The sequence below is a fragment of the Caloranaerobacter longqiensis genome (assembly GCF_050286925.1).
Classification (GTDB): Bacteria; Bacillota; Clostridia; order Tissierellales; family Thermohalobacteraceae; genus Caloranaerobacter.
This window is the reverse complement of record NZ_JBFWFX010000010.1, coordinates 24,559-45,243: the sequence shown is the minus strand read 5'-3', so window position 1 is coordinate 45,243 and position 20,685 is coordinate 24,559. Positions and strand designations below refer to the sequence as shown.

The following is a 20,685-nucleotide window of genomic DNA, read 5'->3' as shown; positions in this document are numbered from 1 at the left end:
TCCTTATGGCAGTATTAAAATTTAACAGTATTCATTGGCAAGAATTAAAAACACACTGGAAGTCCAAGTAAAAGCAGTATCACACAGCCCCTCTCCAGTCAATGCATTAAAATTCTCAGCCATACCATTTTTAAATATCATACTGCAATATCTTTGTGCAATTTCTTTAGCAAGTTGTTCTTCACCTACATTCTTAAGACTATCAACTATAATCATTGTAGATGGAGCCCATATAGGTCCACGCCAATACCCATTAGGTATGTAATAATCACTGCTAATGCTTTCAGTAGCAAGTCCATATTTTGTCAAAAATCTTCTATTGTCCTTCAGCCCATCTACTAAACTTTTAATGATATTATCAGGTAATCTATTGCCTAGAATTATTGGTATAAATAGTAAAAGGCTATTTCTTTCCATTTCTTATGTTCTTCAGCTTTGTTTAAAATCAATGCAAATTCTGATAATACTTCCTTATAATTCATTTAAATCGAAGATTTTGTTCTTTTTCATAGATACTCTCTTGTAAAAATTTGTTTCTTCTTTGTTAAAGATAGAGAATGGTTCTTCTAGTATTATGTTCACTATAAAGATTATACCATAATCAAGAAACAATAGCATAAAAATACGGCTATATGAAGTAAAACTTCAAATAGCCGTTATTATTTTGTTCATTTATAAATTTTTTCTACACTTATTTTTTGTATATAGATAATTTAGATGGGCTGCATGCTCATTCTCATCAGTAAAAGCTTCAAAAAATGTATTTCTAACATATGGATTTATATTAGATAAATAAATATCTCTATAAAATTCGTAGGCATCTAGCTCATCCAATATGGCCTGCTCTATACCCTGTAAATAGTTTTTTATTTTAGGCTTATCAACTGGTGGTATAATTGGAGGCCTTCCTGTCATCATCATATATAAACGTCTGAAGTTATCATAATGTTTTTTCTCATCTTCATAAAATGCTCTTATTATATTGGCTTCTTCTCGATTTGGTGCCATTTTAATAAGCTTTTCGTAATATTCTATAGCCTCTAATTCACCTTTCATCGCCTGTATTAATTGGTTGGGAGTAATACCATAATAATACATAAAACCCCTCCAGCTACTTTCCTACTTTAATCTATGTATTAAACAATATATTGTTACCAGCATTTCATAAAAAAACGCCTAGACTTTTAAGTCTAGGCAATTCATAATCTGATATATTTTTAGATTAACTCTATTAAATCTTATTAATCATACTAGCAATATATGCCGCTCCAAATCCATTATCTATATTTACCACGCTCACTCCACTGGCACAGCTATTTAACATAGATAATAGCGAAGAAAGTCCACCAAAATTTGCTCCATAACCAACACTTGTAGGTACAGCTATGATTGGCTTATCTACAAGCCCACCTACAACACTAGCAAGGGCTCCTTCCATTCCAGCAACAACAATTATTACTTTTGCTCCCCTTATAATATCCAGGTTAGCCAATAATCTATGTATTCCCGCTACTCCTACATCAATAACTTTTTCCACCCTATTTCCAAGAAGTTTCGCAGTCTCTGCTGCTTCTTCTACTACTGGCAAGTCCGATGTCCCTGCTGCAACTATGGCTATATAGCTATCGGTATATTTTTCCTCTGTCCTTCTTATTGTAATTATTCTCCCTAATTTATTATAATTAGCATCTTCACATATCTCCTTGACTGCTTTATACATTTCTTCACTAGCACGAGTAGCTATTATATTTTTATTCTTTGTAAGCATAAACTCTACTATACTCTTAACCTGCTCTACAGTTTTACCTTCACAATATATAACTTCTGGATATCCTACTCTTATTTCTCTATGATTATCAATTTTAGCAAAACCCAAATCTTTATAAGGCAAATCTTTTAATCTTTCTAACGCGTCTTCTATTTCAATATCACCATTTTTAACTCCTTCGAGTAACTTTCTCATATCTTGCAAGTCCATGTATTTTTCCTCCTATGAGATTATTTTATTTTGTAAAAATTGCCTCATTAAAACTTCCAGTTCTATAACCTTCTAAATCTAATGTTACATATTTAAACCCAATTTTTTTGAACTCTTTAGAAATTTCATCTAAAATTTTCTCATCAAATAGCTTACTTCTTTCATTCTTTCCAACTTCAATTCTTGCTAAATCCTTATGACACCTCACCCTTACTGCCCTAATCCCAATATCCATCAAATATTTTTCTGCATTCTCTATTTTCTCAAAATCTTCTACATTCAGCTCATTACCATAAGGTATTCTAGTAAGAAGACATGCATATGGTGGTTTATCCCATGTCTTAAGTCCTAATTCTTTAGACAGCTGCCTTATTTCTTCTTTAGTCAATTCACATTCAAGCAGAGGGCTTTTAATATTCAATTCTTCCAAAGCTTTTAATCCAGGTCTATAATCCTTTGTATCATCAAAGTTTGTTCCATCAATTACATAATTGTATCCTTCTTTTTCAGCAATTGATTTTATAATACTAAAAACAGCCTTTTTACATAAGTAACATCTATTTTCTGGATTATTTCTAATTTCCTCAATAATAGGTACTTCTACAATTTCATAATTAACACCTAATTCACTAACTAACTGTTTTGCCTCTTTAACTTCCCATTTAGGTATATATGGAGAAAGTATTGTAACTGCTTTCACATTATCTCCTAAAGCTTCTTTTGCAGCTTTGAGTAAAAATGTACTGTCTACTCCACCAGAAAATGCTAAAATTACCCTTTCTAACTCCTTTAAATAATTTATCAGTTTTAAATATTTCTCATTATTTATCATTTGAAACACCCTCTATTCTTTTGTAAACTTCTCTATAAATCTCTCCAATAGGTACATTATTTTCTTCTGCAAGTTTTCTGCAATCCTCATATTCTGGTTTGGATTTGATTTTCTCTCCTTTGTAATATGAATTTTTCACTGTTACTTCTCCGTAATTTGTACTAATCTTTGAAAAATCCCTTTCTAACATTATTTTTTCAACCTCATATTTTCTAATTCCTATAGAAGGAGTCTCTCTAAAAATTACTTCCTGTATAGCTTTTATGTCCTTCTCATTAACTAAAACACTTAATTTTACTGCCATTCTGCCTTTTTTCATAATTATAGGTGTTCTAAATACATCTAATGCCCCTTTATCAAAAAGTTTTTTCTCTATATAACTATATATCTCTGGATTCATGTCGTCTATATTGGTTTCTAATATATATTGTTTGTTATGTAAATCATATTCTGTTTTTTTTTCTTCATTTTCTCTCGCTATATAAACCCTCAAAACATTAGGTATTTTTAAGTCTCTACTTCCTATTCCATATCCAATTTTTTCTATAGTAAAATTCATTTCATCTGTAAACTCATCTACATTAACAGCTAGAATTGCTGCACCTGTAGGTGTAGTTGTTTCAAATGGTACTAGCCCTGACTTTATTGGGATACCTTTTAGTATTTCAACTGTTGCTGGAGCAGGTACTGGAATCAATCCATGAGCACAGTTTACAAAACCTCCACCCACTTGTACATGAGATGCCATAATCTTGTCTACCTTTAAATAGTCTATACATATTGCAGCTCCCACAATATCTACTATAGAATCCACAGCTCCTACCTCATGAAAATGTACTTCATATAAAGATTTTCCATGAACCTTTGCTTCAGCTTGTGCAATCTTCCTGAACATATCTATACTCAATTTTTTTACATTTTCATTTAAACTACTTGAATTTATTATATCTTCAATATCCTTTAGATTCCTATGCGTATGACTGTGAGCATGGTCATGAGAATGATCATGTTTATTTTTCAAAATTACATCTACCTTTGTCCCCTCAATCCCTTTTTTATTTTCTCTTCTTATTCTTATTTCATATTCCGAATCCAAATTCAATTTTGAAAGTTCATTAATTAAATATTCCTTATCTACTCCTAAATCAATCATAGCACCTAAATTCATATCTCCACTTATTCCTGAAAAACAATCATAGTAAAGTATCTTCATAACTTATCTCTCCCATTTTCAAATTTTTTGCCTTTATAGTATAAACCAATCACGAGTTTATGATAATAAAAATAACCATGAATGATTTTCTATAATCATGAAAACCTTCATGGTTTTAATTATATCAGTTATCGGTTTTAGACAATATTAGTTTTAACATATTAAAAAGCTATAAGGGATTCTTCCCTATATAATGATTTCTATATCATTACATTTTTTATCTTGCTCTTTTTAATTTTGCAATATTAGCCCAATTATTTGCTGTTACTTCTTCTACTATACTTAAGTCTTCTTTAATTGCTTCTATATCTCCTTTAATATGTGCTATATCATTTATTATTCTATCATGTTCTGCTCTATTGATTTGAGTAGAATGTTCTAAAGCCTTTAAAATTTGAGTATTTTCTTTTACTTGTAATTCTAGACTATCAAATCTACTATTCAATTCATCAAACTTACTATTCAATTCATTAAAATTACCATTTAATTCATCAAACTTATTATTTAATTCATTTTTAAACTCTTTGAGAAAATCTAAAATTTCCTTATCCATAATTAATTCACCTCTTTTTATCATTATACTATACTGAATAGTCTATATCAATAATACAGAGGGACGGTTTTTCTGTTTCCTCATTCATTTTTAGGATGCAAAAGAACCGTCCCCTTGTTTCCTCATATTTCTTATCTACGTTTACGATAGACTTTTTTCTTTTGGACTTTTCTTATATTCTCAATATCCTCCCAAGTAGAAGAATTCCCTTTAAATCTATGGACAGAGTTAATATACTCAACTTCTTTTTTGATTTTAATATAATTATTAAACCTATCTTGAGAAATAACTCCAGATTTAATAGCTTCTCTAACCATACATTCAGGTTCATTGGTATGAGTACAGTTTCTAAATTTACACATCTTCACTAAATCTTCAATATCATCATAAACATCTTCTAATACATTATCTTCACACCACGGAATCACATTAATCAATCCTGGTGTATCAATGATTAACCCACCAGAATCTAAAAGGATTAAATTTTTAAAAGTAGTAGTGTGTCTACCTCTTAAATCTTTCTCTGAAACCGAATTGGTTTTCATTATATTTTTTCCTGCTAAATAATTGATTAGTGTAGATTTACCTGCTCCAGACGGTCCAATAAAAACTGAAGTTTTGTTATGATTAAAATATACTTTCAATTCCTCTACACCAATAAGCTCAGTAGTACTAATAGGAAATATCTCAATATCCTTGTAATATGCTTTGAAATCTTCAATTACTCGCAAATCTTCTAAAACATCAATTTTACTTAAAAGCAATATAGGTTTAATATTTTCATTTCTACATATTAATAAGAATTTATCAACATTGATTTTTGATGTTATATTATCCATAGGAATAATAATAAAAGCATAATCAATATTTGCAGCTATAATTTGCTCTTCTACTTTTCTACCGCGACATTTACGAGAAATTTTATTTTTTCTCTTTAACACGTAAGTTATAACACATTCATCATCAGATACATTATTTATCTTAACCCAGTCCCCTATACAAGGCAAATCAGAATTATCTAATGCTCTATTGAGCAGATTACCAGCTATTACTCCTGTTTTAATTCCATCTTTAGTCACCACTTTAAATCGTTTGCCATAGTCAGTAATTATTCTTCCAACATCTTCTGCAGGAAACTCACTATACTCATACCATCCAAATTTATTTAACCAGTCCATAAAATCCTCCTTAAAAAATCATATATTATATTCTTCTTAATAATCTAATTCATATAATGATCTTTTTTCTAATAAATTTTAATGACATTTTCTAGTAACGTTGATTCAATATTTCGAATATTCTAAATCATCTTCCAGTGTTTTTATTACTCGTTTTTTATTAATCAGTACAACTAATAAAAAAACACCACCCATAAACATCGTTGTAATTGTAGCAGATACATAATCATATAAAAGTGCTATAAAAAACTGTCCAAGTGGTGCTGCAATCATACAAGAAGCATTTAATATAGCAGAGACTCTACCCATTTTTTCTAGAGGAACAATTTTTTGAAAAATAACTACTAAAGCAATATTTGAAATGCTGATAAAGAAAATTAATAAAAATTCTAAAACAATAAATAAGTAATACAACTGATTTTTAGTAAATATTCCTTTAAAAACACTAGAAACTACCAATCCCATCAGAAATATAGTTAAACTAGCATATATCATTCCCATAATCATCTTATAAGGATTGTTGGATTTAGATTTATAAGCTGAAAATACAATAGGAGCAATAATCATTGAAAAAGCAGCAATACTTTCAGCAAAACCATATAGTTTGTCATTTACTCCAATAATTACTTTGTATATGTAGGTTACTCCAATTGTAGTTATAGGGGATAAAATAAAATTAATCCCTATACCAAGCAAAATAATCATTTTCAACCCATTAGTTTTATAAATAAAGTTAAAACCCTCTTTAAAATCTTCCTTATATTGATTCAATGAAAAATGTTCTTCTTTTCTTTCAAGAGGTGGTATATCTATAAACATTTCACTGAATGCTGATAAAATAAAGCTAACTGCATTAGCATATAATATAAAATTAATTCCAAATCTATACATTAAAATCCCAGCAATGAATGGAGAAATTAACTCTCCTACATTCATAATTCCCGAATTAACACTATTAGCATCTTCTAAATCCTCATCATCTACTATACTGGGGATAACTGTTAAAATAGCTGGCTGAAATAAAGCTGATATAATTGATATAATAAAACTCAAAATATAAATACTGATAAGGTTATTTAAACCAGCATTGAAAAATAAAACATATGCTGCTATGATAATACCGCTTAATAAATCAGAATAAACAATAATCTTTTTCCTGTCTAACCAATCTACAATTACTCCTGCAAAAGGTGTTAATATAATTTCTGGTATTAGCGAAATAATCAAAATTTTAGAAAATTCCGTTGCTGATCCTGTTATTTTTAAAACATGTAAAGATAAAGCAAAAATTTGTAAATTAGAACCAATTAAAGACACCAATTTACCTAACATTAAATATCTAAAGTTTTTATTTTTTATAAACACATGATCCATTACAATCTCCCTTGTTAACGTTTTTTTATAATCCATAGGAAATTATTAAACCACTTTAAATTGTAGATAAATTCAAATATAATTTCCGTTTATGGATTTCAACAAAATCTTCCTTAATTTGTTTAAACCGAAGATTTTGTTCTTAGTTAATTTAACAATTAGATATCGATTTAATAACATGGGTATTCTGTCTATATTTAGTATATTATCATTTAAATTGTATATTTGTAAAGATTTTTATTTGTATAATTTTTTACTAATTATTTTTTAAACCCTACATCATACCAATTTGTCCTATTTTTTACTATTTGATTGCAATTCAAATCTTTGTTCCACCAAATTCTTCTGTCAGATATAAAAAGACGGTTTGATACAATAGAACCGTCCTCATGTTTCCCTATGATAAAAAATATAATTTTATTGTATAGATAATTTTATAATATATATAGCCAACCCTATCCAAAAACTTACAAATATAAGAATGTATGTATATAATAATAAGTTTAACTCTCTATCTTCTCTTTTCTTTTTTTCTTCAGGAGTTTCAAATTTCTTTCTTTTTCCAATATTTACAAATACACGTATCAATATAATTATTAGCAAATATCTAAGTATAGAAAAAAACATACTTATCCCTCTCTTTTTTTCCTCGTTTTCTTGAAAAAAATTATTATATTTATCTCATTAAATTTTTTGAATACAACAGAACTGTCTCCATGTTTCTCCTTGTCTCTATTTACTATTATCATAATATTTTCTATATGCCCTTCCATTTCTAAAATCTAAAAACTCCCTAAAAGGCTTTCCATTTTCATACTTCCATACTGTAACAAATTTTGGCTCAACTTCTATAACTACTTCATTTTCCATATGAGAATATGCATTAAAAGAACCATTATGTACTTCTCTAAATACTTCTATAAAATTTTTATTTTCTTTTTCAAATGGATGCCCTTTTATTTTTGCATATCCCTCAATTTGAAAATTATCAATACATAAAGCCACATTAGGATTGCTTTTTATCTGTTCATACTTTAAGAAAGTTTTATCTGTTTGAAAATATATTTTTGAATCTATTAAAACACAACTTACATTTCTTGCAGTAACTCTATTATCTTTACTTGTTGCAAATACCATAAATTTTTTTGAATTAACTATATCTATAAATTCTCTTTTTAAAACATCAAATTCTATTGTTTCACCATCTATATCTTTTTCAGCCTCATCCTCATACATAATAATTTCTGTTTCAAAAAATCTCTCTTGAAACTCCACTAATGCTCTAATTTGGTCTTTATTATACATATTTAAGTCTTTGCAAACCACCAATTTATCTTCATTATCATTTTTTCGCTGTATTATTGCGGTAACATACCCTTCATAGGATTCTAGTGCTTTAAACTCGCCCAAAACATAGGCATCTATTTCTTCTCCATCCCCTGAAACTGTATTAGAAAGATATCCATAATTTATTGGATATATAAATTCATGTTCTGGATGTTTAGACCCTAATGGTCTGTCTATAACTACCATAACTTTTTTCCCTAGATATTCTTTCATTACTTATCTCCTTTCATTTTTTTATAGCATGTAAATATTCCATCTTTTTATAATCCATAGGAAATTATAATAAAATCTTATATTTTAAAAATTTAATGTCGATTTTATTGAAACTTTATCTGGCATGTTTACATGCCAGAGTCGTTATAAACTGTATTAATTTGTGGATAATTTTAAATATAATTTCCGTAATGGATATATGCAAAATCTACCTTAATTTATTTAAATCGAAGATTTTGTTCTTTTAATAACTATATAATCTCATAAAAAAATATATTTACTTATTCTACAATAATTAGAATAATCCTGTAATTTTTTGTTCTTTCAAAAAAATGTTCTAATCAATATATTTTTTGTTAAACCCTATATCACAAACCTTCCCATTATACAAAAAAAGCCATGCAAATTTAGACATTTAAAGCCTAAAATTACATGACTTTTGTTATGAATTTACTTTGTTATTTCAGATTTTTCTTTTTTTATGTCTTCTAAATCAATCCATTCTGTACCAGATACAAAGGAACAGTTCTTTTGTTTGCTCATCCTTTTCTTCTTTATCCTCGTCGTCTTGAAAAATTTATTCTATTTATCTCATCAAACTTTTTAGATACAACAAAACCGTCCCCGTGTTTATCATACTATACCGTATCTATTTGGGTGTAAAGGTTTCAATTCCTTATAGGTACTCTAGTAACACAGATTCTCAAGGAAGACCAAAGAAACCTGTTTATATGTTTCAATTCCTTATAGGTACTCTAGTAACAGAATGATTTAAAACGCCATCTATGGTTTCAAATGTGTTTCAATTCCTTATAGGTACTCTAGTAACTCTAGCATTAAATCGTCGTATTCGTCGCAAACATTGGTTTCAATTCCTTATAGGTACTCTAGTAACTTCTCCATTATCGCCAACAGTTATTTGATTAGCTCTGTTTCAATTCCTTATAGGTACTCTAGTAACTTAAAAATAATTTGTATCGTATTCTAGTTAATAACTTGTTTCAATTCCTTATAGGTACTCTAGTAACCCATTACACTTATTGATAATACCACATTTTTGCATATTAGTCAATTAACTGATTTTTTGTGTTAATTCCTACTAATATACTAGAGTTTTACCATTCTATATATTGAATTTTACACGTTTTTTGCAAAAAACAAAAAGTCGTCGATCCCCAAGGGTTTTTGCACTACTGGAGGTCGACGACATAATCCGAAACCTACTTTTTTCTTTTCTCCACATGCTACACATTCAAATTCAAGATATCAATTTATATATCTAGTTACATCTCACAAATCTCTTATAAAGAACATTTTCATTCTACTTTGTCTTTGTAAATTATAGAACTATTTACAGATATTTTGTCTCTCTATCATCAGCTGCTTTATAATAATCATATTGATGTTCTTCTTGTTCATGATACAATACTTCGTTAGAACACATAAGTTCAGCCTGTTCCATAACAGTCTTAATCGCCTTTAGCTGCTGATCTGGTGGATATCCATATTTCTTTAGCAATCGTTTTATAGTAACTCTCATCTTTGCTCTTACACTCTCTCTTAAATTCCAATCAACACTCATATTTTTTTTGATAGACTGAGTAAGATCCCTTGCTATTTGCTTTAATATATCATCTAAGTAATCTATTCAATAACTCTACAGCTAAATTCTTATGTTTTAAACCTTTAACTTCTTCTAAAAATTCATCAGATAGAATTGCAATATTAGGTTTATTTAATCCAATTGCATCTAAAATATCTACAACCTCTTCTGAAATTATTGATTTAGAAATCAATTGACTAATTTGTTTATCTAATTGTGATCTTGTTTTCTTTTTATTACTAGTCGGTATCATTTTAATAATACCTGATTTTACAGCCTTAAAAAATCCAATTTCCAAATTTAATTTTTCTGCTTCTTCAGTTGTAGCACATAAAGCATAAGCTTTTGAAAGTTCTGTTACATACTTAATAAAATCTTTCTTTGCTCTTTCCCCTAATCCAATTATATAATCTACAGTTGCAACTATCATCTGCATTCTTTCTGATGCATTTCCTGTCATAAACTTACTATAATCCCATCCATAAAGTAATTCTTTAATCAAGTCATATTTTTCTAACATTATATTCACAGCCATATCTGTATCTATACCAGCTGTTTTTCTATCGCTTTCTGTATATTGGGACAATGCATTTTTAAGTGAATCTGCAATACCAATATAATCTACTACTAACCCACCTGGTTTGTCTTTAAACACTCTATTAACTCTTGCTATAGCCTGCATTAAATTATGTCCTTTCATAGGCTTATCTATATACATGGTATGCATACAAGGTACATCAAACCCAGTTAGCCACATATCTTGAACAATTACTATTTTTAAAGGATCATTAATATCTTTCATCCTCTTAGCAAATAACTCCCTTCTCTTCTTATTACCTATAAATTACTGCCACTCTTCTGGGTCACTTGATGAACCAGTCATAACTATTTTAATAACTCCTTTATCGTCATCGTCACTATGCCATTCTGGTCTTAAGGCTGCTATTTCTTTATATAAATCTATAGCAATTCTTCTCGACATAACTACAATCATTGCTTTTCCAAATAACGCTTGTTGCCTTTTTTCAAAATGCTCTACTATATCCTTTGCAATAAGTTTAATTCTCTTTTCTGCACCTACTAAAGCTTCTAATCTTGACCATTTAGATTTTAATTTTTCTCTTTCACTATATTCTTGATATTCAGTAATTTCTTCGTATTCCTCATCAATAACTGGTTTCATTTCTTCAGGTAAATCAAGTTTTGCAATTCTACTTTCATAATATATCTTAACTGTTGTCCCATCTTCAACAGCCCTAATCATATCATAAATATCTATATAATCACCAAATACAGCAGGTGTATTTTTATCTGCCAATTCTATAGGAGTTCCTGTAAAACCTATAAATGAAGCGTTTGGAAGTGCATCTCTCATATATTTGGCATAACCATATTTTATACTCGCTTCTTCCTTTTTATTATTTTCAACAACATTTGCATCAAATCCATATTGGCTTCTATGTGCCTCATCTGCAATTACTATTACATTCTTTCTGTCAGTTAAAACAGGAACATTGTCTCCTTTTTCTTCAGGAACAAATTTTTGTATAGTAGTAAATATTATTCCTCCTGATTCAACTTTCAAAAGCTCTCTAAGATGACTCCTACTTTCTGCTTGCTTTGGAGTTTGTCTTAATAGATCTTTAGATTTACTAAATGTAGCAAATAACTGATTATCTAAGTCATTTCTATCAGTTATTACTACAATGGTTGGATTATCCATGTTAAGAACTAATTTCCCAGTATAAAACACCATAGATAAACTCTTACCCGAACCTTGTGTATGCCATATAACACCTATTTTTCTATCTCCATTTTCTTTTATGGCTCTTTCTGTACTTTTAATAGCTTTGTTTACAGCATGATATTGATGATAACCCGCTAATATCTTAATAGTTTCTTTACCATCAGATTGAAATACTATAAAATGCTTAATAAGGTCTAAAAATATCTTTTTTTCAAACATTCCTTTTATCAGTACCTCTAACTGTGGGATAGATAAAGGTGCTATTTCTTCACCATCTATTGTTCTCCACATCATAAATCTGTCTTCATTAGCAGTTAATGTCCCTGCTCTTGCATTGATTCCATCACTAATATCATAGCCTTTTTCTATTATATACTCATGAATATCTATCTTCTTCATTATTTGCTTTGATTTGCCTGAAAGTTTCTTCTTTTCATTTTCCTCAAGACACTTATCTATTATTTCAATAACTTCGTCTGTTAACTTAACTTTTTTTCTCTTTGATGTATCATATTTAGGCTTTGATACCATTTCTTCAATTAGTAAAAGAATCTTGTTTTCATCACTTTCACTACCTAATTTTTGTAACTTCTCTTCAAATTCTTTAATATATTTTCTTACTGTTTTTCTTGAAATACCTAATGTTCTACTTATTTCTCTCTGTGATTCACCCTCTCTAAAATATTTTAGTAAGATTTCTGCTTTTTGTTTCAAACTTATCATCCTCCACTAGCTCCCTATACTTTTGTATAGGGGTAGTATATTTTATTGTGGGGGATTTTTTAATTAATACCGTGGACTACTTTTAGATTAACATAAACATTTGATTTTAAAGGATTCTCCCCTATTTTGTCTACAGCCTTAAAGGCACACATAAGTGTGCCTTTCATATTTATATATTATTCTAAAAGTTGTTCATAAATAGTACTTGAATACATTTAAAGTGTTATTATAACAATTCTAGTTTCTATAATATTACATTTAATGTATAATATATACTTATTAATTTAAAGAAGGGATGTAATTTGAATATACTTGTAAATACCAAGAAAAGATATATTATATTATTAGGATTATCTATACTACTGTCATCATGCTTGAATGAGATGATAAATACTAACAATACTACAATTAATATAAGAGAGTATGTACCTAAAAATAATTTAGTAAAGGTATTTAATGGTGGATTTGAAGGGTATGGAAAAATATATATAGTAAATGAAATCAATGAAAGCATGTATCAAATAAATCAAATTGATTATGGCACATGTTTAGTATCAATTTATAAAAAAACTAATGATTATATTAAATTAATATATAGAAGTGAAGTTGATTCATTTGATAAAAATTATCTTAACAAAGAACTAAATGAAAATGACATAGTATTACAAACTCCTATAAAAGTAGGCACTAAGTGGAAAAATGAAGATAATACAGAATATGAAATTACAGGAGTTAATGTAGATGTAAATACCCCCTCTGGATATTATAGTACATTGGAAGTCACTATAAGAAAAAATGATATAGAAATAAAAAAATATTATGCCAAGGGAATAGGCTTAGTGAAAAGTATAAGTAATGGGTATGTTAATGAAGAGTTAGTTAAAATAGAAACTTTAGATTCAAAGGTGAATTTGAATAGTATAAAAGAATTAAATAATTTATTAGATAAATATTTAGGAGATGTTTAAAGTTTGATTGTAAATAAATGCTGATATATATAAATTGTTCTTATATAGTGTAAGACGAAACAAGTTGGTCAACAATAGTAGGTCCTATAAATAAATTATATAAAGAGTATTTAGTGGTAAATTACGACAAGTACGAATAATACCTAAAAGGCAAATATATGTAATAGAGATTATCTATAAGAAAGAAATTGAAAGGAGAAAGTAACTAAAAATAAAGGCAGAATTATAGGAATTGATTTAGGACTTAATAATTTTGCAACCTAGGAGATAACAGACAAAATAGTAATGATAGTAGAAATTTTGGACCAGTTAAGATAAAAAGAATCCAAGGAAAAGCATCTTTTAGATTTTTCCCATTTGGGGAAAAGTTTGGACAAGTTAAGTAATAGATACAAAGAGATGGTTTAACACAACAGAACCATCTCTTTGTATCCATCTATCTCTATTTACTATTATCATAATATTTTCTATACGCCCTTCCATTTCTAAAATCTAAAAACTCCCTAAAAGGCTTTCCATTTTCATACTTCCATGTTGTAACAATTTTCGGTTCAACTTCTATAACTACTTCATTTTCCATATGAGAATATGCATTAAAAGAACCATTATGTACTTCTCTAAATACTTCTATAAAATTTTTATTTTCTTCTGCAAAAGGATGCCCTTTTATTTTTGCATATCCCTCAATTTGAAAATTATCAACACATAAAGCCACATTAGGATTACTTTTTATCTTTTTCAGCCTCATCGTCATACATAATAATTTCTGTTTTAAAAAATCTCTCTTGGAATTCTACTAATGCCTTGATTTGATCTCTATTATACATATTTAAATCTTTGCAGACTACTAATTTATCTTCATTATCATTTTTTCGCTGTATTATTGCGGTAACATACCCTTCATAGGATTCTAGTGGTTTAAACTCGCCCAAAACATAGGCATCTATTTCTTCTCCATCTCCTGAAACTGTATTAGAAAGATACCCATAGTTTATTGGATATATAAATTCATGTTCTGGGTGTTTAGACCCTAATGGTCTGTCTATAACTACCATAACTTTTTTCCCTAGATATTCTTCCATCACTTATTCCCTTCTTTCTTTCAATTTTAAATTATAATCTTTATAGTTCACTTAATTCTTTTATATATTTCCCTGTATCTTCTGGCCTATGAGCATCTGAAGTGGTAATTATCTTCACATTCTTTTTTTTGAAAATATTATATAATTTACTATTCATTCCGAGTTCTTCATGTCCATAATTTAAATATAATCCACCACTCTGTTCAGCATACATATCATATTGATTTAATAAATCTGCAATTTCTATATAAGTTTCTTCTAAATCAAAAGAAGGATAATAGCCGAAACATTTGATAGAATCAGGATGTGCTAAAATATCAAACAGCCCAGATTTTATAAGACTTTTCATAATTTCATAATATCTTTTATATAACTTGTCTACACCTTTTCCTTCCCAAAATTCCTTTTTATGATCAAACCCCCATCCATCTATCCAATGTACTGAACCTGTCATAAAATCCCAATCAAATTTTCCAATTATATCTTTAACTATATTTTCAGTTCCTTCTATAAAACATACTTCTAATCCAAAATTTATTTTAATTGGAAATTTATTTTTTCTTGCTTCCATAATTAATTTCTCATATTGATCTAGAGACAATTTCATTCTTTCATTTAACCAAGATTTTTGATATTCATTATACGAAGCAATTTTTTCATAAACTCTTTCAAACTCTTTAAACTTATAAGAATGTTCCAAAATATTGATTTCTGATATTCCTCTTTCGCATGCATATCTAACAATTTTTTTTATCCAATCTATGGTATAATCTCCTTTTTCAATATGTACATGGCCATCTATCATACCACTACTCTTTTTAAACATATCCTCACCCTTCCTTTAAAAAACATAATAAAACTGTTCTAAATGTTATCATATTCACTTTGCCATATTAGTAAATTCAATAAAATATCATAACCTCCTTCATTTTTATATGATTTATTTTAATATTCGTCTAAAAGTAATTTTATATAAAACAAAATCTTCGATTAAATTGAATAAATTAAGGTGGATTTTGTCTATATCCATTGCGGAAATTATATTTGAAATTATCCACAAGCTAACACAGTTTATAACAACTCTGGCATGTGAACATGCCAGACAAAGTTTCAATAAAATCGACATTAAATTTTTAAAATATAAGATTTTATTATAATTTGCTATGGATTATAAAAAAATCATGGATAGATGCAGCTTGCACTCTGCACTCCATCCATGATTTAAACAAACTTTATCTCCTTTAATTCGACAACATTATTCCCCAGGAAATAATATTTTCTTATTCAACAGTTACACTTTTTGCTAAATTTCTTGGTTTGTCTACATCACAACCTCTCATTACTGCAACATAATAAGCTAGTAATTGAAGAGGTATAACGCTTAGAACTGAAGTTAATTCATCTATAACATCTGGAATATATATTACAGTATCTGCTGTTTTTTCTATTTCTTTGTTTCCTTCTTTAGCTAAAGCTATTACATATGCACCTCTAGCTTTTACCTCTTTTATATTGCTTAACATCTTATCATATAGTTTTTCTTGAGTAGCTATAGCTATAACTGGTGTTCCTTCCTCTATTAAAGCGATTGTTCCATGTTTTAATTCTCCAGCAGCCATTGCTTCGGAATGAATATATGAAATCTCTTTAAGTTTTAATGAACCCTCTCTTGCTACATCATAATCTATACCTCTACCTATGAAAAATACACTTTGTGCTTTATAGATTTTTTCACTAGCTTTTTTGATTAGCTCTGTATTATCTAATATTTTCTGAGCTTTTTCTGAAAGACTTCTTAATTCATTTAATACTTTGTCATACTCTTCTTTATCAATAGTTCCCTTCTTAACTGCCATATCAAGAGCTATTAAAGCCATTGAAACTAATTGTGTTGTATAAGCTTTAGTTGAAGCAACGGCAATTTCTGGACCAGCCCAAGTGTAAAATACTTCGTCAGCTTCTCTTGATATTGTACTTCCTACTACATTTGTTACAGCATATACTTTTGCATTATTTTTCTTAGCAAGTCTTAAAGCTGCTAATGTATCAGCTGTTTCTCCAGATTGACTTACTACTATCATTAGAGTATTTTCATCGATAAATGGATTACTATATCTAAATTCTGACGCCACGTCTGCAATTACAGGTATCTTTACATATTTTTCAATTAGAACTTTACCAAGTAAACCTGCATGATATGCTGTACCACAAGCTATAATATAAATTCTATTTATTTTATCTAATTCTTCCTTTGTAATGTTTATATCATCAAGTTTTATTACATTATCTTTATTTATTCTTGGTGAAAGAGTATCTTTTATTGCTTTAGGCTGTTCATAAATTTCTTTTATCATAAAGTGGTCATATCCACCTTTTTCTGCTGCTTCTACATCCCAGTTAACTGTGAAAACTTCTTTTTCTATAGGTTCTCCATTAAGCTGCATTATTTTGATATTGTCTTTTTCTACAACAGCCATTTCTCCATCTTCTAATATATAAACATCTCTAGTGTATTTTAATATTGCAGGTATATCAGATGCTATAAAGTTTTCTCCTTTTCCTATTCCTATTATTAATGGACTGTCTTTTCTTACTGCAATTAATTTATCAGGATTATCTTTGCAAATTACTCCTAAAGCAAAAGCTCCTTCAAGTCTTGATACTGCTTTTTTTACAGCTTCTAACAAATCACCATCGAAGTAATAATCTATTAGATGAGATATAACTTCTGTATCTGTCTCTGAAACAAATTTGTATCCTTTGTCCTGTAGTTTTTCTTTAAGCTCCATAAAGTTTTCAATAATACCATTATGAACTACAGCTATATCCCCTGTTACATTAGTATGAGGATGTGCATTCTTATCTGATGGTTCTCCATGTGTAGCCCATCTCGTATGGCCAATACCTACAGTAGCATTAAACTCTTCTTCACTTAACTTTTCTCTTAAAACTGAAAGTCTTCCTTTATATTTTCTTACCTTTAATTGTCCTTTATCAAAAACTGCTATACCAGCAGAATCATATCCTCTATACTCAAGCTTTTCAAGTCCTTCAACTAGTATTTCATGAGCTTTTTTGCTACCTATATATCCAACAATTCCACACATAATAACACCCCTTTTTGTCATTTATTATGAATTATGCATGATGCTTGCTACTATCTCTATCATTTTTAGAAGCACAACAAACTAACCCATTGGAAATGGGTTTATTAATCCACCCGATTCCTTTTGTCCCCATAATCGCTTATGGGTTTTGTAGAATCTTTAACGGTGGTGGATACACCGCAGGGCATCCGCCGAAACCTCGATAAACCCTGTCCTCGTCGACTTAAAAGTAATACATACTTTTAAGCCCTGGCGCTTTTTATTCAATTGTTTGCCTTTTTCTTACAAGCATCACCCCCTATAAGGAATTTAAAATTTAAAATTGAGAATTTGAATTATCTATTATATATCAGCTAATTTTTACATTTTTAATTTTACATTTTCCATTTTCAATTTTAAATTTCTTAATTTAGTCTTTCTTCTATAAGTTTTGCTAAACTTTGTGCCATTTCTTTGATTTCTTCTTCATTTTTTCCTTCAATCATAACTCTAACTAATGGCTCTGTACCAGATGGTCTTATTAAAACTCTTCCTGTATCTTTTAAACTTTCTTCTATTTTCTCAATTTCTCTTCTAATCATTTCATCTTCAAGGTATTTCTTCTTTTTATCATTAGGTACTTTGGCATTTACTAATACTTGTGGCAATGTAGTCATTATTTTTGCAAGTTCTGAAAGTTTTTTACCCTTATTCTTCACAACACTAGTTAATTGCAGAGCAGTTAATATCCCATCTCCAGTTGTATTATAATCTAAAAATATAATATGTCCTGACTGCTCTCCACCTAAAGAATAACCTTTATTTAACATTTCTTCAAGAACGTATCTATCTCCTACTTTGGTTTTAACAATTTCTATTTCTTTTTCTTTTAAGCAGATATCAAGCCCCATATTGCTCATAACAGTCGCTACTACAGTATTACCTTTAAGTTTATTTCTTTCTTTTAATGATATTCCACATATAGCCATTATATGATCGCCATCTACTATTTTACCATTTTCATCAACTGCTATTAATCTATCAGCATCTCCATCAAATGAAAGTCCTATATCTGCACCTGTTTCTAAAACCAACTTTTGTACCTGCTCTGGATTAGTAGAACCACAATTCACATTTATATTAATACCATTTGGCATGTTATGAATTACCACTACTTCTGCACCTAACTCTTCAAATACAGTAGGAGCTATTTTATATGCTGCACCATTACCACAATCCATTGCTACTTTTAATCCTTTTAAATCAACATCAATAGTACTCTTTAGAAAATCTATATATTTTCTTTGTCCATCTTCTACTCTTTTAACTCTTCCTATGTTCTCTCCTGTAGGACTTGCAGGTATTTCAATATTATCTAAAATTATTTTTTCTATGTTTCTTTCTATTTCATCATTTAATTTATATCCTTTAGAATTGAAAAATTTAATACCATTGTATTCTACTGGATTATGTGAAGCTGAAATTACTATTCCTGCATCAGCATTATATTCTCTTGTTAAATATGCAACCCCTGGTGTCGGTATAATACCTACAGATAAAACATCTACACCAACGGAACAAATGCCTGATATTAATGCAGCTTCTAACATATCTCCAGATATTCTTGTATCCATTCCTACAACTATCTTTGCATCCTTTTTCCCTTTAGTTAGTATATACGCTCCAGCTCTTCCCAATTTAAATGCTAATTCAGGAGTCAATTCCTTGTTTGCTATACCCCTAACTCCATCAGTTCCAAATAATCTTCCCATCAGCAAACCTCCTTATATAACTATACTATTTTATGATAACATATTGTGTGTATTGTAACAACTACCCATTTTAGTTCAAAATTGTTTTAATCTGAAGAAAAAAAAAGGTAAGGATTAAACCTTACCTTATATTCCAACACTCTTAAACCCTCTACCTTTTACTTCTTGTATATTGTTGATTGTCATAAAAGCATTAGGATCTACTTCTTCAATTATTTCTTTTAGTTTTCCAACTTGAGTTGATGTTACTATACAATAAATTACATTTTTATTATTCTTAGTATATCCACCTTCTCCTTTAAGGAAAGTAACTCCTCTGTGTAACTTCTTCTGTATCGCTTCTCCTAGCTCTTGAGATTTATCTGATATTATTATTACATTTTTCTTAGTGTCTAATCCTTCCTGTACCTTATCAACTATCTTATATGCTGTATATAATGCTATAAGTGTGTACATTGCTGGTTTTAATCCAAATAATGCTGAAGATGATGCTATAATTATTGTATTAACTCCCATTAATCCTGTTCCGATATTTATGTTATATTTTTTCTTAAATATTGCAGCTATTATATCTAATCCACCCTGTGATGTCCTGTTTCTAAACAACAATCCCATACCTAATCCATTTAGTATACCACCAAAAATAGCTGCAAGTAATATATCATCCATCATTATCAATTGGTCAATTCCTCTAGTTAACTCAAGTAAAAATGATAGGGTCAACATTGATATAAAACTATATGCTGTAAATTTTTTGTCTATAATTTTAGAACCGATTATAAAAATTGGTATGTTAATAAGAAATATAATAAGTCCTATTGGTAAATTAGTTAAAAAATGAATCATTATAGCTATTCCGCCAACTCCACCACTTAGCAAGTGATTTGGTACGAAAAAACCATTAAAAGCAATTGAGCAAAATAAGTTCCCCAATAAAATGAATATAATTTTACTTGAGTAATCCACTAAATTTGTAGAAGTAAAAGACATTCTTTTAGCAATTTGCAACTCACATA

General features: G+C 28.9%; 20 protein-coding genes, 1 pseudogene and 1 CRISPR repeat array. Of the genes and pseudogenes, 2 read left to right on the top strand and 19 right to left on the bottom strand.

Annotated elements, in window-relative coordinates; all coding sequences use genetic code 11:
* Nucleotides 1–21 precede the first annotated feature (21 nt).
* From AB4Y15_RS09330 to AB4Y15_RS09270, 13 genes are all read right to left on the bottom strand, one after another.
* On the bottom strand, nucleotides 22–417 hold the full coding sequence (locus AB4Y15_RS09330; protein ID WP_427339987.1) for an MGH1-like glycoside hydrolase domain-containing protein: 396 nt from the start codon (nucleotides 415–417) through the stop codon (nucleotides 22–24).
* 255 nt (nucleotides 418–672) lie between these two features.
* The gene (locus AB4Y15_RS09325; RefSeq protein WP_427339985.1) at nucleotides 673–1,098 is read right to left on the bottom strand and encodes a ferritin family protein; all 426 of its coding nucleotides are present in this window, start codon (nucleotides 1,096–1,098) and stop codon (nucleotides 673–675) included.
* Nucleotides 1,099–1,231: 133 nt separating this feature from the next.
* On the bottom strand, nucleotides 1,232–1,978 hold the full coding sequence (gene larB, locus AB4Y15_RS09320; protein ID WP_427339983.1) for a nickel pincer cofactor biosynthesis protein LarB: 747 nt from the start codon (nucleotides 1,976–1,978) through the stop codon (nucleotides 1,232–1,234).
* Between the two features lie 25 nt (nucleotides 1,979–2,003).
* On the bottom strand, nucleotides 2,004–2,810 hold the full coding sequence (gene larE / locus AB4Y15_RS09315; RefSeq protein WP_427339982.1) for an ATP-dependent sacrificial sulfur transferase LarE: 807 nt from the start codon (nucleotides 2,808–2,810) through the stop codon (nucleotides 2,004–2,006).
* Nucleotides 2,800–4,023 (bottom strand): nickel pincer cofactor biosynthesis protein LarC, encoded by a 1,224-nt coding sequence (larC, locus tag AB4Y15_RS09310; RefSeq protein WP_427339980.1) that lies wholly within the window; start codon nucleotides 4,021–4,023, stop codon nucleotides 2,800–2,802. Before larC ends, larE begins: the two co-directional genes overlap by 11 nt.
* A gap of 217 nt (nucleotides 4,024–4,240) precedes the next feature.
* The gene (locus AB4Y15_RS09305) at nucleotides 4,241–4,576 is read right to left on the bottom strand and encodes a coiled-coil domain-containing protein (protein WP_427339978.1); all 336 of its coding nucleotides are present in this window, start codon (nucleotides 4,574–4,576) and stop codon (nucleotides 4,241–4,243) included.
* 131 nt (nucleotides 4,577–4,707) lie between these two features.
* Nucleotides 4,708–5,754 (bottom strand): ribosome small subunit-dependent GTPase A, encoded by a 1,047-nt coding sequence (rsgA, locus tag AB4Y15_RS09300; protein WP_427339977.1) that lies wholly within the window; start codon nucleotides 5,752–5,754, stop codon nucleotides 4,708–4,710.
* Nucleotides 5,755–5,859: 105 nt separating this feature from the next.
* Entirely contained in the window at nucleotides 5,860–7,128 is a 1,269-nt protein-coding gene (locus tag AB4Y15_RS09295) for an MFS transporter (RefSeq protein ID WP_427339975.1), read from the bottom strand.
* 417 nt (nucleotides 7,129–7,545) lie between these two features.
* Nucleotides 7,546–7,755, bottom strand: a complete 210-nt coding sequence (locus AB4Y15_RS09290) for a hypothetical protein (RefSeq protein ID WP_427339973.1) — start codon at nucleotides 7,753–7,755, stop codon at nucleotides 7,546–7,548.
* Between the two features lie 105 nt (nucleotides 7,756–7,860).
* On the bottom strand, nucleotides 7,861–8,688 hold the full coding sequence (locus tag AB4Y15_RS09285; RefSeq protein ID WP_427339971.1) for a pyridoxamine 5'-phosphate oxidase family protein: 828 nt from the start codon (nucleotides 8,686–8,688) through the stop codon (nucleotides 7,861–7,863).
* Nucleotides 8,689–9,352: 664 nt separating this feature from the next.
* Nucleotides 9,353–9,716: direct repeats of the CRISPR family, unit length 31 nt; unit sequence TGTTTCAATTCCTTATAGGTACTCTAGTAAC.
* Between the two features lie 323 nt (nucleotides 9,717–10,039).
* Nucleotides 10,040–10,270, bottom strand: a complete 231-nt coding sequence (locus AB4Y15_RS09280) for a type I restriction enzyme endonuclease domain-containing protein (RefSeq protein WP_427339969.1) — start codon at nucleotides 10,268–10,270, stop codon at nucleotides 10,040–10,042.
* 49 nt (nucleotides 10,271–10,319) lie between these two features.
* Nucleotides 10,320–11,093, bottom strand: a complete 774-nt coding sequence (locus tag AB4Y15_RS09275; protein ID WP_427339968.1) for a type I restriction enzyme endonuclease domain-containing protein — start codon at nucleotides 11,091–11,093, stop codon at nucleotides 10,320–10,322.
* Nucleotides 11,094–11,135: 42 nt separating this feature from the next.
* On the bottom strand, nucleotides 11,136–12,761 hold the full coding sequence (locus AB4Y15_RS09270; protein WP_427339966.1) for a type I restriction endonuclease subunit R: 1,626 nt from the start codon (nucleotides 12,759–12,761) through the stop codon (nucleotides 11,136–11,138).
* A gap of 302 nt (nucleotides 12,762–13,063) precedes the next feature.
* Here AB4Y15_RS09270 and AB4Y15_RS09265 point away from each other — a divergent pair, with 302 nt between their 5' ends.
* Together AB4Y15_RS09265 and AB4Y15_RS09260 are read left to right on the top strand one after the other, a co-directional pair.
* Complete coding sequence (locus tag AB4Y15_RS09265) at nucleotides 13,064–13,729, top strand: hypothetical protein (RefSeq protein WP_427339964.1); 666 nt, start codon at nucleotides 13,064–13,066, stop codon at nucleotides 13,727–13,729.
* A 272-nt stretch (nucleotides 13,730–14,001) separates the two neighbouring features.
* Nucleotides 14,002–14,115 (top strand): annotated as a pseudogene (locus AB4Y15_RS09260) (S26 family signal peptidase); the annotation flags it as partial.
* 56 nt (nucleotides 14,116–14,171) lie between these two features.
* Here AB4Y15_RS09260 and AB4Y15_RS09255 read toward each other — a convergent pair.
* The 6 genes from AB4Y15_RS09255 to AB4Y15_RS09230 form a co-directional block, all read right to left on the bottom strand.
* A complete protein-coding gene (locus AB4Y15_RS09255; protein ID WP_427339962.1) occupies nucleotides 14,172–14,477 on the bottom strand; it encodes a hypothetical protein in 306 nt (101 codons plus the stop codon).
* A complete protein-coding gene (locus AB4Y15_RS09250) occupies nucleotides 14,452–14,811 on the bottom strand; it encodes an inorganic diphosphatase (protein ID WP_427339960.1) in 360 nt (119 codons plus the stop codon). Before AB4Y15_RS09250 ends, AB4Y15_RS09255 begins: the two co-directional genes overlap by 26 nt.
* Nucleotides 14,812–14,851: 40 nt before the next feature.
* Complete coding sequence (locus AB4Y15_RS09245; protein WP_427339958.1) at nucleotides 14,852–15,637, bottom strand: PHP domain-containing protein; 786 nt, start codon at nucleotides 15,635–15,637, stop codon at nucleotides 14,852–14,854.
* A gap of 454 nt (nucleotides 15,638–16,091) precedes the next feature.
* Nucleotides 16,092–17,918 (bottom strand): glutamine--fructose-6-phosphate transaminase (isomerizing), encoded by a 1,827-nt coding sequence (glmS, locus tag AB4Y15_RS09240; protein WP_427339956.1) that lies wholly within the window; start codon nucleotides 17,916–17,918, stop codon nucleotides 16,092–16,094.
* A gap of 404 nt (nucleotides 17,919–18,322) precedes the next feature.
* On the bottom strand, nucleotides 18,323–19,669 hold the full coding sequence (glmM, locus tag AB4Y15_RS09235; RefSeq protein ID WP_427339955.1) for a phosphoglucosamine mutase: 1,347 nt from the start codon (nucleotides 19,667–19,669) through the stop codon (nucleotides 18,323–18,325).
* 126 nt (nucleotides 19,670–19,795) lie between these two features.
* Nucleotides 19,796–20,677, bottom strand: coding sequence for a YitT family protein (locus AB4Y15_RS09230; protein WP_427339953.1), 882 nt, complete (start codon nucleotides 20,675–20,677; stop codon nucleotides 19,796–19,798).
* Between the last annotated feature and the right edge of the window lie 8 nt (nucleotides 20,678–20,685).